Genomic DNA, 12,527 nt, shown 5'->3' on the forward strand with positions numbered 1-12,527 from the left:
CGTATCGGTCAGAATCGCGCCCCGTCACTGACCAGGTACTGACCGAAACATTTCATTGATCGTGGTCTGTAATCCCACGAGCATGACTTTCGCGGGCCGGAACCGACCGGTGCCCGCGGAACGTGGGGAGGGGAAAGTGTTCGTACGACCATCCGCGCGGTCCCGCCTGTTGCGGGCCGTCGCCGCGCTCGGCGCGCTGGTGCTGGGGCTGACCGCCCAGCCGGCGCTCGCCGCGTCGCCACCGGGCGCGTCGGCCCGGGCGACCGTCGCACCGGGCCTGCTCGACGGGCTCGCCGCCACCGACAGCGCGACGTTCCTGGTCTACCTGCGGGAGACCGCGCCGCTCGCCGGCACCGCGAAGCTGCGGGACGCCGACGGTCGGGCCCGCGCCGTGCACCAGCTGCTGACCAGCACCGCCGAACGCACCCAGCGGTACCTCCGGAAGCTGCTGGACGCGCGGAAGGCGGAGCACACGTCGTACTGGATCGCCAACGCCCTCCGCGTCCGTGGCGACCGGGCGCTGATCGACGAGATCGCGCGCCGGCCCGAGGTCGACCGCATCGAGCCCACCCGCAGCTACCCGCTGGTCCGGCCCACGCCGGCCCCGGTGACCCGCGCCGGCACCAACGCCGCCGAGTGGGGTCTCACCGACATCGGCGCTCCCCGGGTGTGGGACGAGTTCGGCGACCGCGGCGAGGGCGTCGTGGTGGCCAACATCGACAGCGGCGTGCAGTACGACCACCCCGCGTTGGTCCGCTCCTACCGGGGCAACCTCGGCGGCAGCTTCGACCACGCCTACAACTGGTTCGACCCCGCCGAGATCTGCCCCAGTCCGGCGCCCTGCGACAACAACGACCACGGCACCCACACGATGGGCACGATGGTCGGCGACGACGGGGCCGGCAACCAGATCGGTGTCGCTCCCGGCGCGCGGTGGATCGCCGCCAAGGGCTGCGAGTCGAACACCTGCTCCGACGCGTCACTGCTCGCCGCCGGCCAGTGGATCCTGGCCCCGACCGACCTGAACGGGCAGAACCCCCGGCCCGACCTGCGTCCCGACATCGTCAACAACTCGTGGGGCGGTGACGGGGGCGACCCCTGGTACCAGCAGACCGTCGCCGCCTGGCGGGCCGCCGGCATCTTCCCCGTCTTCTCGGCCGGCAACGACGGCCCGGCCTGCGGCAGCGCCGGCTCCCCCGGCGACTACCCGACCGCGTACGCGGTCGGGGCGTACGCGTCGAACGGCACCATCGCCAACTTCTCCGGTCGCGGCTCCGGCACCGACCCGCTGAAGCCGAACGTCGCCGCCCCCGGTGTCGCCGTCCGCTCCAGCGTGCCCGGCGGCGGGTACGCCGCGTTCAACGGCACCTCGATGGCCGCCCCGCACGTCTCCGGCACGGTGGCCCTGGCCTGGTCGGCCGCGCCCAGCCTGCGCGGGGACCTCGCCGCCACCGAGGCGCTGCTCGACCGCACCGCCCGCGACGTCGACGCCACCACCTGCGGCGGGACCGCCGCCGACAACAACGTCTTCGGCGAGGGCCGCCTCGACGCGTACGCGACGGTGCGCGACGCGCCGCGCGGCGCCGTCGGGCGGATCACCGGCACGGTGACCTCCGCCGCTGACGGCGACCCGATCGCCGGGGCGACCGTCGCCGACGGCACCCGCACCGTGACCACCGGCCCCGACGGCCGGTACGCGCTGACCGCTCCGGCCGGCGAGACCACCGTGACCGTCACCGCGTACGGCTTCGCGACCCAGTCGGCCACCGTCGACGTCACCGAGGGCGCGGCCGTCACCCGGGACTTCGCGCTCGTCGCGAGCCCGATGGTCACGCTCGGCGGCCAGGTCACCGACGGCTCCGGGCACGGCTGGCCGCTCTATGCCCAGGTCGACGTCGCCGGGCCGGGCGGCCCGGTCTTCACCGACCCGTTGACCGGGCGCTGGTCGGTCACCGTGGCCGGGGACGCGACGTACCGGATCACCGTCACCGCCCGGTACCCGGGCTACCGCACGGTCGCCCGGGACGTTCCGGTCGGCTCCGGCGCCACCACGGCCGACGTGGCGGTCCCGGTCGAGGCGGCCTGCACCGCCGCCGGCTACACCGGCAGCTACAGCGCCCCGCTGCTGACGCAGAGCTTCGACGGCACGTCCGCACCCGACGGCTGGTCGGTGGTCAACCGCACCGACAAGGGCGGCTGGGTCTTCAACGACCCGCGGGGACGCGGCAACCTCACCGGCGGCAGCGGCGGCTTCGCGATCATCGACAGCGACGCGCTGGGCTCCGGCAACACCCAGGACACCGACCTGGTGACCCCGGCGGTCGACCTGTCCGGGGCGCCCGCGCCGGTGCTGCGGTTCCGCAGCGACTGGCGGGCCGTCGGCGTCACCGACACCGCCGACATCGACGTCTCCACCGACGGCGGCGCCAACTGGGCCAACGTCTGGCACCAGACCACCAGCCGGCGCGGCCCCCGCGTCGAGGAGGTGCCGCTGACGGCGGCGGCGGGCGCGTCGGACGTGCGGGTCCGGTTCCGCTTCAAGGGCACGTTCGCCTGGTGGTGGCAGGTCGACGACGTCGCCCTGGTCAACCGGGACTGCACCCCGGTGCCCGGCGGCCTGGTCGTCGGCACGACCACCGACCGCAACACCGGCACGCCGATCAACGCGGTCACCGTGACCAGCGTGGACCAGCCCGCCGACAAGGGAGTCTCGGCCGCCACGCCGGACGACCCGAACGAGCCGGACGGCTTCTACTGGCTCTTCTCCGGCCTGACCGGCACCCACCCGTTCACCGCTGCCCGGACGCCGTACCCGCCGGCCACCCGGGACGTCGCGGTCGCCGGCAACGACGTGCGGCGGGCGGACTTCGCGCTGGCCGCCGGGCGCCTCACGGTCACGCCCACGCAGGTGGAGTCCCACCAGCCGTACGGCAGCACCCGCAACACCCGGGTGACGGTGAAGAACACCGGTACCGCCCCGACCACCGTCGAGGTGCTGGAGCGGGCCGGCCGGTTCGAACTGCTGAACCGGAAGGGCGCGCCGCTGCGCGAGGTCACGCTCAAGGGCATCAGCAAGGCGCGCACCGGCACGGCGTACGGCGGTGCCGCGGCGGACGCCGGGACCTCGGCGGACGACGCCTGGACCCGGATCGCCGACCTGCCCGCGGCGGTCTTCGACAACTCCGCCGCCTGGCTGGACGGCAAGGTCTACTCGATCGGTGGCGGCAGCGGCACCGGTGCCGAGCGCAAGGCCTGGGTCTACGACCCGGACACCGGCGCGTGGGCCGGGCTGCCGGACCTGCCGGGCGCCCGCTCGAAGCCGGGCGTGGCGGCGGTGGGCGGCAAGCTCTACGTGATCGGCGGCTGGGGCGCCGACGAGGACACCGTCGCGACGGTGGACGTCCTCGACCCGGCCACCGGCGCCTGGAGCACCGTCCCCGGGGCGACCAACCCCGCGCCGGTCGCCGCCGCCGGCACGGCCGTCGCCGGCGGCAAGGTCTACCTCGTGGGCGGCTGCACCGACGGGTCCTGCGCGGAGACCGACCGGTTGGTGGTGTTCGACCCGGACACCGGCAGCTTCACCACCGGCGCGCCCTACCCGCATTCGGTGGCCTGGCTGAGCTGCGGCGGCATCGGCGCGCAGGTGTACTGCGCCGGCGGCACCGGCAGCAGCGACTACAGCGACGCCTACCGGTACGACCCGGCGGCGGACACCTGGACCCGGATCGCGGACCTGCCGCTGGACCTGTGGGGTTCGCAGTACGCGGCGGCCGGCGGGATGCTCGTGCTGGCCGGCGGGGTCACCGGCGGGTCGACCGCGGTGACCAACCGGACGGTCGGCTACGACCCGACGAGCGGCAGCTGGCAGAACCTGCCGAACACCGAGTTCTCCCGGTACCGGGGCGCCGCCGCGTGCGGGGCGTACCGGATCGGCGGCTCGCCCACCTCGTTCGTCGGATCCGCACAGAGCGAGCGGCTCGGCGGGCTCGAGCAGTGCGCGGAGGAGGCGGACCTGTCCTGGCTGACCACCTCGCCCGCCAGCTTCACGCTGGCGCCGGGCCAGTCCCGCCAGGTGACCGTCACGCTCACCGCGACGGCCGCCGCCGGGGTGGCCCAGCCCGGACGGTACGCGGGTGAGCTGGCCTTCGCGGCCGACGTGCCGTACCCGGTCCCGCCGGTGAAGGTGGAGATGAACGTCTCCCCACCGGCGAGCTGGGGCAAGCTGCAGGGCACGGTCACCGGCGTGACCTGCGGCGGGGTGACGGTCGGCGTACCGGCGACGGTGCGGGTGAACCTGGTTGGCGGCAGCGCCGGCTACACCCTCACGGCCGACGGTCAGGGCCGGTACGCGTGGTGGCTGCCCAAGGGCCGCTACGACGTGATCGTCGCCAAGGACGGTTGGATCCCCGAGGTGCAGCGCACCCGGGTCGAGGCGGGCTTCGTCGGAACCCTCGACTTCGCCCTGGACCCGGTAACACCCTGCACCAGAGCAACGGGAATCTGAGGTAGGTGGTGGTCGGCGGCCCCCGGGGTCGCCGACCACCGTCGCTCACGGCCTACGGCGCGACTGGGCGCCCCGGCTCCTGCGGCTTCGCCGGTCCCGTCGGAGGAGCAGCACGAACGCGCTGGCACTGGCCAGCGAAACGGCCGCCATGGCCAATCCGTCCGGCCGCTGTCGTGGATCGGTGAGCAGGATGCCCGCGCCAACGCCGGTCACCACCGCAATGATCAGCGACATGCCCGGTTGGCTCGGCGGTGGTGCCGGCGATCGGCTTCGATCATCGCCCCACGCTCGGCCGCGCTTCGATCGGCCATCCCCAGACCGAGCATCATGCTCGTGATCTTTTCATCCGCCGCAGCTTCGGGGAAGATGCTGCCTCGCGCGCGATCGACGCAGCAGGTTCCCCGAAGTTGCGCGGATCTTGAGGACGGTCGGCATGAGTGTTCGGTACGACGAGGTGCTCGGTCCCCTGCGCGCGGCCTACGACGCCCGCGCGGCTTGGCGTGACGGGCAGCGCAAGGAGCCGTGGAAGCTGGCGGAACGGCGGGCGTTCCGCGAGCGGCTCGCGCCCGGCGCACGGCTGCTGGAGATCGGTGCCGGCACCGGGCAGGACAGCGCCTACTTCCAGGCGGAGGGCTTCGCTGTGGTCGCGGCCGACCTGTCGGCCGCGATGGTCGAGCACTGCCGGGCCAAGGGCATCGAGGCGTACGTCAGGGATTTCCTGCACCTGGACTTCCCGCCCGGATCGTTCGACGCGGTGTTCGCGATGAACTGCCTGTTGCACGTGCCCAACCACGACCTGCCCGCAGTGCTGGGGGCGGTCCGGGCGGTGCTGCGCCCCGGCGGGCTGTTCTTCGTCGGGGTGTACGGCGGGACCGAGAGCGCCGAGGGCCCGATCGACGGCGACGAGCACGTGCCGCCCCGCTTCTTCTCGTGGCGCACCGACGAGCAGTTGCTCGGCTTCGCCGTCGACGCGCGGTTCGAGGTCGTCGACTTCCACCCGGTCGACACCGGCCGCGGCTACCGGTTCCAGTCCCTGACGCTGCGCCGCCCGGACCCGAACGGCGAGTGAGCCGCTACGGCTTACGGAGCCACGTCTTCGGATCGAGGTGGAGCTGTTCCTCCGCCGGGTCGCCGACGACCTGGTCGCGCTGCACGCCGAGCTGGGACGCACCCGCGAGGAGAACATCCGCATCAAAGCGCTGCGCGACTGGCAGTCCCGGTTCACACCGGGTGTGCGGGCGTGACTGCCCCGCGCGCCGAAGACCGCCCGCGTTTCGTCGTCCACCTGACCATCCGGGCGGCAGGGCCGGCCGCTGCCCGCCGTCTCGCTCGCGCGTTCGCCCGTTCCCTCGACTTCGTGCCCGAGCTGGTGACCGGGGAGACGACAGTGTCCGTGGAGGGCGCACCCGACGTACACCATCAGGTCTTCTGTGACCATCGGGTGGACGCCGGCCGGCGCTGCCGGCTGGCGCCCCACCACGACGGCGGCTGCTCCTGACGGAGACGGCTGCGGCCCGCCGCCCCGAAACGGGGTGGCGGGCCGCGTCAGAGCGTGGGTCAGTCGGCGACCGTGACGGCCACCTCGTTGATGCCCCGGGCGGCGGTCACGGCGGTGTCGCCGTTGCCGTGGCGGGAGAGTGCCCGCAGCGTCCACGTGCCGGGGGCGGCGAAGAAGCGGAACTGCCCGGCCGGGGAGGTGACCACCTCGGCGGTGAACTCGCCGGTGGCGTCGAGCAGGCGGACGTACGCGCCCGGGACCGTCTCGCCGTCGGCGGAGCGGACGACACCGGTTATCACCGTCTCCTTCTCCAGGTCGAGGCTGGCGGGCAGCGGCGCGGACTGGTCGGGCGCGGCGCAGCCGGCGGCGGTGGGAGCAGTCATGACCGTCACGCCTCCCCCGGCTCGTCACCGAGCACGATCGGCACGCCGATCAGCGAGCCGTACTCGGTCCAGGAACCGTCGTAGTTCTTCACGTTGCGGTGGCCGAGCAGTTCCTGAAGCACGAACCAGCTGTGCGAGGAGCGCTCGCCGATCCGGCAGTACGCGATGGTCTCCTTGCTGTCGTCCAGCCCCGCGTCGCCGTAGAGCTTGCGCAGCTCGTCGTCGGACTTGAAGGTGCCGTCCTCGTTGGCCGCCTTGGACCACGGCACGCTGATCGCGGTGGGGATGTGGCCACCCCGCTGCGCCTGCTCCTGCGGGAGGTGGGCGGGGGCGAGCAGCCGGCCCGCGTACTCGTCGGGGCTGCGCACGTCGACCAGGTTCTTCGTGCCGATGGCGGCGACGACCTCGTCGCGGAAGGCCCGGATGCGGTTGTCCGGCTCCTGCGCCACGTACTGCGTCGCCGGGCGGGACACCGCGTCCTTGACCAGCGGGCGGGCGTCCAGCTCCCACTTCTTGCGGCCGCCGTCGAGCAGCTTGACGTCGCGGTGGCCGTAGAGCTTGAAGTACCAGTAGGCGTACGCCGCGAACCAGTTGTTGTTGCCGCCGTAGAGGATGACGGTGTCGTCGTTGGCGATGCCGCGCTCGGAGAGCAGCGCCTCGAACTGCGCCTTGTTGACGAAGTCCCGGCGGACCGGGTCCTGCAGGTCGGTCTTCCAGTCGAGCTTGATCGCGCCGGGCAGGTGGCCCGTGTCGTAGGCCGAGGTGTCCTCGTCGACCTCGACGAAGACGACGCCCGCGGCGTCGAGGTTCTTCTCGGCCCAGTCGGCCGAGACGAGTGCGGTGTCGCGACTCATCAGATCACTCCCTGGTGAGGATGGATGGTGAGCCAGCGCGCGGGCATCGATATGTGTCGGTGGCGCACCACGCGCGGGACCCATGGCTTCTAGGAACGGATCACGGGTTCGTGCGACGGCGCCGCTGCCGGGCGTTGCGGTGGGAGCACCGGAAGGGTACGCAGACCCAAGTGCCGGATGGCCGCGTCAGGCGGCCGAGGACAGCCCCGCCGTCAGATGACGGGGCGACACAGGCAGGTGGCCACGCGGCACAGGTCGACCGCGCGCCGTTTGGTGAGGAGCGTCCCCATGGGCAGCGAGCCTACCAGCGATCCCACCCGCTGCCACCGGGCCGACCAGCATCCGGGACGTGGCTCACGTGGCTCAGCTGACCGCGTTGATCGGCACGTCGGCCGCCTCCGCGGCGACCTGGAGCCCGTCCGGCAGCGGCCGGACCTCGCGGACGGCGAGTCGGAACGGCAGCTCCGGCAGGGGCACGTCGATCGAGATGCTCTGCGCGTAGTTGTTGAGCAGCGTGCGGGCCAGCGGGACGTTGGGCAGCCCCTCGGCGGTGAGGTCGTTGAACCGCAGCCCGACCTTGCCCTGCTCGCTCACCTCGATGTCGGCGGTGCCGGCGACGGTCAGCCGTTGACCCAGGATGTCGACCGGAGCGGTCACCGCGAGCCGGCCGTCCCGCTCGCCGAGTTGCAGCCCCTCCCGGTCCAGCAGTGCGGCGAGGCTGTCGTAACTGATGATGCCGGTGCCGTCGACGGTCTCGGCGACCACGTCGCCCTGTCCGGAGCGGAGGGTGTCCAGCGAGGCGGTCACGTTCCGGGCGTCGATGTCGAGGGTGGGCAGCGCCACGACGTCGCCCTGCACCGGACCCCGCACCTCGCGCAGCGCGATGGAGATGCGCTCGTACCGGCCCGCCAGTACCTGGGTGAGGAAGGGGAAGCCGGCCACCTCGACCTCCGGCGGCGAGGACTGGGCGTCCTGCTTGGCGATCTCCTGCCGCACCTGGTCGGCGATCGTCCGCTCGGCCACCCCGGCCGCCACCCGGTCCGCCGCCACCAGCAGCCCGGCCAGGATCAGGAGCAGGATCACGAGCACGACGAGGGCGCGACGCCCCCGCCGGCGGGGCCGGTCCTGGTACGCGTACTCCTCGGTCACGCCGCCTCCTGTCGTCCTGCCGGTGCCGCGCCACGGCACAGCCGTCGTACCCGAACGGGTCGGATCTCAATCAGAGGACCAACTTGCACATGACGTACGCGGCCGGCGCCGCCAGGGCGAAGCCGGCGAGCGGCCCCTGCATGTGCCGGGCCACCCACATGGTGGGCTGCTCGCCGGCCATCAGGCGGCCCGCCTCCGCGTACCCGACGGCGAGGTCGGCCAGGACGGCGGCGACGGCCGCGACCAGGCCCATGATCGCGGCGCGGGTCGGGGTGAACGGGGTGACCAGGTAGCTGCCGAGGAGCGCGCTGACCAGGGTGCCGACCATGGCGCCGCCGACCACGCCGGCTGCGCCGCGGGGCACCTGCGGGGCCAGCCGGGGCCAGGCGGCGAACGCGTCGGTGAACCGGGCGACGAAGAGCGCGACGCCGGCCGCGGCGAGGCAGACCGTGATGGCCTGGGTGCCGGCCGGAATCCGGCTGAGCACGATCAGCGTGCCGAACGCGACCACGCCGGCCACGATCAGCGCGGTGCCGCGCAGGGAGTCGGTGACCCGCACCCGGTCCACCCGGCGGACCAGCTGGCCCAGGACGGCGGCCACCAGGGCGGCCAGGAGGATCTGCACGAGCGGCATCAGCCGGGCCTCACCGGTCCGCACCGCCACGGTGTCGGCGACGACGGCGCCGACGGCGCTGACCCCGGCCACCACCGCGAGCGCCGGCGGCCGGGCGGCCATCGTCCAGGCCAGCACGGAGAGCAGTTGGACGCCGAGCACGACGGCCGCGAACGGCAACCGGTGCCCGGGGCCGCTGGTCTGCGCCGCCAGCACGAGACCCACGCCGAGCAGCGCGGCGAACCCGGCGACACTCAGCGCGAGCGAGCGCCGCACCTCGACGGGCGGGGTCGCCTCCTCGTCCTTCTCGTCACCCGGGTCGACCACGGGCCGGCGCCCCGGCTCGCCGCCGCGCCGGATCCGACGGGGGCGCCTGCGTTCCGCCCGTTCCTCGTCGTCGCCGGGCCGCGAGGTGGCCGGCGGACCACCGGGCGGCTGGTCGGGCCAGGATTCACGGCCGGTCTCCGGCGTGCTGGAGGGAAACACCCACCGATCGTGCCAGACCCGGCGGCCGGCACGGAGGCCACGGTTTCAGCGACGTTAAAACCTGCGCCGCGATCAAGGGCACAAGGGGCAAACAGGAAATGGCCCGGCGGCCCAGCCGGAGCGATCGGTTACGCTCAACCCGTTACCCGCCCGTCAGCGACGCCGGGACCCACGCCAGTTTCCCAGCGCCACCCGCGAGGAGTGTGCCGCTGGTCGCGCGCGGCCACCGCGCCGCCGGGACGGAGGTGATCGTGGAGATCCTGCTGCTGGTCACGGCGCGCTCAGGAGAACCGTCGGCCGTGCTGCCGGCGCTCGACCTGCTGCCGCACTCGGTCCGCACCGCCCCGCGCGATGTGCGCACCCTGGTCGCCGGCCCCAGCCCGGACGCGGTGCTGGTCGACGCCCGCTCCGAGCTGAGCGAGGCCCGGGCGACCTGCCGAATGCTGCACGCCACCGGGCTCGGCGTGCCGCTCGTCGCCGTCGTCACCGAGGCCGGCCTGATCGCCCTCAACGCCGACTGGGGCGTCGACGACGTCATCCTCGCCTCGGCCGGCCCCGCCGAGGTCGAGGCCCGGCTGCGGCTCTCCGTCGGCCGGCTGAGCAACGCGACCGCGGCGGCCGGCGGCTCGATCCGGGCCGGTGAGCTGACGATCGACCCCGACACGTACGCCGCGAAGCTGAAGGGCCGGCCGCTCGACCTGACGTACAAGGAGTTCGAGCTGCTCAAGTTCCTGGCGCAGCACCCGGGCCGGGTCTTCACCCGGGACCAGCTGCTGCGCGAGGTCTGGGGATACGACTACTTCGGCGGCACCCGCACGGTGGACGTGCACGTCCGGCGGCTGCGGGCGAAGCTCGGCTCGGAGTACGAGTCGATGATCGGCACGGTCCGCCAGGTCGGCTACAAGTTCGTCGTCCCGCCGTCGCGCTCCCTGCCGGATCCGGAGCCCGCACCGGTCACCGCCTGATCCGATCCGTTCTCACCTATTTGCCCCTGTTAGTCCGAAAGCCGCTCTACTCTGATTGCCGGGTAGCTCGGGCGGAAGGGGCGACGGTGCGTACATTCACCACGGCAGCGACGGTTCGACGCTGGTGGGCGGAGACGCGGCTGTCGCCGGCCGCCCGGTCCCTCGCCATCGTGGCGCTGGTGCTCGTCGCCCTCCTCGGCTCCGCGTACGCGATCGGCCGCAGCCTGCTGCCGGACCGGCCGCCCCCCGGAGTCACCACCGCCGCCACCGGCCCCGACTACGCCGACCAGGAACCCACCCAGGGCACGACGGGCCCGGCCGAGCGGGAGCGGGCGGACGGCAGGCCGGACGGCGAGCGGAAGCCCAGCCCCGTGCCGAGCGTGGTCGACGGCATCCAGACCTACGGCGCCCACAGCACCACCGGGACGTCCACGGTGGCCCTGACGTTCGACGACGGGCCCGACCCCCGGTACACCCCGCAGGTCCTCGACATCCTGCGCGAGTTCCACGTCACGGCCACCTTCTGCGTGGTCGGTGAGATGGCGAGCGCCCACCCGGACCTGATCCGGGCGATCGTGGACGCGGGCCACACGCTGTGCAACCACTCCTGGAACCACGACGTCGCCCTCGGTTCCCGGTCGCCGGACCGGATCCGGGCCGACCTGCTCCGGACCAGCGAGGCGATCCGGGCGGCCGTACCGGACGCGCCGGTCGCCTACTACCGGCAGCCGGGCGGGGCGTGGACGTACTCGGTGGTGTCGGTCGCCCGGGAGCTGGACATGACGCCGCTGCACTGGACGGTCGACCCGGCGGACTGGGAGACCCCTGGTGCCGGCCGGATCGCCGCCACGGTGCTCACCGGCGTGGAGCCGGGTGCGGTCGTGCTGCTGCACGACGCCGGCGGCGACCGGCAGGGCACGGTGGACGCGCTGTACCGGATCCTGCCGGACCTGACCAGCCGGTTCCAGGTGGAGGCGCTGCCGGCCGGGACGACCTGACGGGCGCCGGACTACGGTGGGCCGATGAGCAGCGCCGAACCGACCAGCGACCGGGTGTTCCGGACCGACCGACTCGACGCGGCGGAGATCGCCGACGTGCTGGCCCTCGCCCGGGCCGCCGGGGACGCCGACGGCGCCGATCCGTTCGACGAGCACACCCTGCTGCGGCTGCGCGATCCGGAAGCGCCGGCCGCGCACCTCACGGCCCGCGCCGGCGACGGCACCCTGACCGGGTACGCGCACCTGGACACCATCGATCCGGCGAGCGGGATCGGGGTGGAGCTGGTGGTCCATCCCGCCCATCGCCGGCGCGGGGCCGGACGGGCCCTGGCGCGTGGCGTACTGGCGGCGGCGACCGGGCCGCTGCGCGCCTGGGCGCACGGCGACCACCCGTCGGCCGCCGCACTCGCCGTGGACCTGGGCCTGCGCCGGGCCCGGGTGCTCTGGCAGCTGCGCCGCCCGCTCACCGCCCCGATCCCCGAGCCGCGCCTGCCCGACGGGGTGACGCTGCGCGCGTACCGGCCCGGCGCGGACGACGACGCCTGGCTGGCGCTCAACGCCCGGGCGTTCGCCGACCATCCCGAGCAGGGCCGCTGGACCGCGGCCGACCTGCGGGTACGCCTCGACGAGCCGTGGTTCGACCCGGCCGGTTTCCTGCTCGCCGTCGACCCGGCGGGGCGGCTGCTCGGCTTCCACTGGACCAAGGTCCACGAGCGCCCCGGCTCGGCCCGCATCGGCGAGGTGTACGTGCTGGGCGTCGACCCCGACGCGCACGGGGGCGGGCTCGGCAAGGCGCTGACCGCGGCCGGGCTGGCGTACCTGCGGGACCGGCGTGGGCTGGACCGGGTGATGCTCTACGTCGACGAGTCGAACGTGGCGGCGGTCGCCCTCTACGAGCGGCTCGGCTTCGCCCGCTGGTCCGCGCACGTCAACTACCAGCTGGCCTGACTTCCGCGGGAAGTGCCCACACTTCCGACAGCGGCAGCCGCGTTCACTCGACGGACAGCTCACCCACGGCGACGGGTCATCGTCCCGGCGGGACCTGTTCACCCTTCGTTCACTTGCGACCGGCGATCC

General features: G+C 73.7%; 11 protein-coding genes and 2 pseudogenes. 8 read left to right on the plus strand and 5 right to left on the minus strand.

What is annotated here, in order from left to right; translation table 11 throughout:
• Positions 1–136 precede the first annotated feature (136 nt).
• From EV376_RS02845 to EV376_RS02860, 5 genes and pseudogenes are all read left to right on the plus strand, one after another.
• Positions 137–4,504 (plus strand): S8 family serine peptidase, encoded by a 4,368-nt coding sequence (locus tag EV376_RS02845; protein ID WP_130320596.1) that lies wholly within the window; start codon positions 137–139, stop codon positions 4,502–4,504.
• Positions 4,505–4,755: 251 nt separating this feature from the next.
• Positions 4,756–4,926 (plus strand): hypothetical protein, encoded by a 171-nt coding sequence (locus tag EV376_RS30040; RefSeq protein WP_165437939.1) that lies wholly within the window; start codon positions 4,756–4,758, stop codon positions 4,924–4,926.
• Positions 4,927–4,937: 11 nt separating this feature from the next.
• Entirely contained in the window at positions 4,938–5,573 is a 636-nt protein-coding gene (locus EV376_RS02850; protein ID WP_130320597.1) for a class I SAM-dependent methyltransferase, read from the plus strand.
• A gap of 34 nt (positions 5,574–5,607) precedes the next feature.
• Positions 5,608–5,748: pseudogene (locus EV376_RS02855) on the plus strand (DivIVA domain-containing protein); the annotation flags it as partial.
• A pseudogene (locus tag EV376_RS02860) lies at positions 5,745–5,999 on the plus strand (hypothetical protein); the annotation flags it as partial. The pseudogenes EV376_RS02855 and EV376_RS02860, both read left to right, overlap by 4 nt.
• Positions 6,000–6,061: 62 nt before the next feature.
• Here EV376_RS02860 and EV376_RS02865 read toward each other — a convergent pair.
• From EV376_RS02865 to EV376_RS02880, 5 genes are all read right to left on the minus strand, one after another.
• A complete protein-coding gene (locus EV376_RS02865; protein ID WP_207228019.1) occupies positions 6,062–6,394 on the minus strand; it encodes a DUF1416 domain-containing protein in 333 nt (110 codons plus the stop codon).
• The gene (locus EV376_RS02870) at positions 6,391–7,239 is read right to left on the minus strand and encodes a sulfurtransferase (RefSeq protein WP_130320600.1); all 849 of its coding nucleotides are present in this window, start codon (positions 7,237–7,239) and stop codon (positions 6,391–6,393) included. Before EV376_RS02870 ends, EV376_RS02865 begins: the two co-directional genes overlap by 4 nt.
• A gap of 212 nt (positions 7,240–7,451) precedes the next feature.
• Positions 7,452–7,529, minus strand: a complete 78-nt coding sequence (locus tag EV376_RS30670) for an Ms5788A family Cys-rich leader peptide (protein WP_311202345.1) — start codon at positions 7,527–7,529, stop codon at positions 7,452–7,454.
• 73 nt (positions 7,530–7,602) lie between these two features.
• Positions 7,603–8,388, minus strand: coding sequence for an LmeA family phospholipid-binding protein (locus tag EV376_RS02875; RefSeq protein WP_130320601.1), 786 nt, complete (start codon positions 8,386–8,388; stop codon positions 7,603–7,605).
• A 70-nt stretch (positions 8,389–8,458) separates the two neighbouring features.
• Positions 8,459–9,487 carry a hypothetical protein gene (locus EV376_RS02880; RefSeq protein WP_130320602.1) on the minus strand — a complete coding sequence of 343 codons (1,029 nt, stop codon included), beginning with the start codon at positions 9,485–9,487 and terminating at the stop codon, positions 8,459–8,461.
• 245 nt (positions 9,488–9,732) lie between these two features.
• On the opposite strand from EV376_RS02880, the gene EV376_RS02885 reads away from it, so the two are divergent.
• The 3 genes from EV376_RS02885 to mshD all read left to right on the plus strand — a co-directional run bounded on the left by EV376_RS02885 (position 9,733) and on the right by mshD (position 12,398).
• A complete protein-coding gene (locus EV376_RS02885) occupies positions 9,733–10,452 on the plus strand; it encodes a response regulator transcription factor (RefSeq protein ID WP_207228483.1) in 720 nt (239 codons plus the stop codon).
• An 86-nt stretch (positions 10,453–10,538) separates the two neighbouring features.
• A complete protein-coding gene (locus tag EV376_RS02890) occupies positions 10,539–11,450 on the plus strand; it encodes a polysaccharide deacetylase family protein (protein WP_130320604.1) in 912 nt (303 codons plus the stop codon).
• A gap of 24 nt (positions 11,451–11,474) precedes the next feature.
• Positions 11,475–12,398 (plus strand): mycothiol synthase, encoded by a 924-nt coding sequence (gene mshD / locus EV376_RS02895; protein WP_130320605.1) that lies wholly within the window; start codon positions 11,475–11,477, stop codon positions 12,396–12,398.
• Positions 12,399–12,527 lie beyond the last annotated feature (129 nt).

It is taken from the genome of Micromonospora sp. CNZ295 (assembly GCF_004217535.1).

Bases quoted from the DNA above. Each gene is read 5' to 3' on its own strand.
- EV376_RS02870 (WP_130320600.1), bottom strand. From the start codon at position 7,239: ATGAGTCGCGACACCGCACTCGTCTCGGCCGACTGGGCCGAGAAGAAC.
- EV376_RS30670 (WP_311202345.1), bottom strand. From the start codon at position 7,529: ATGGGGACGCTCCTCACCAAACGGCGCGCGGTCGACCTGTGCCGCGTG.
- mshD (WP_130320605.1), top strand. From the start codon at position 11,475: ATGAGCAGCGCCGAACCGACCAGCGACCGGGTGTTCCGGACCGACCGA.
- EV376_RS02850 (WP_130320597.1), top strand. From the start codon at position 4,938: ATGAGTGTTCGGTACGACGAGGTGCTCGGTCCCCTGCGCGCGGCCTAC.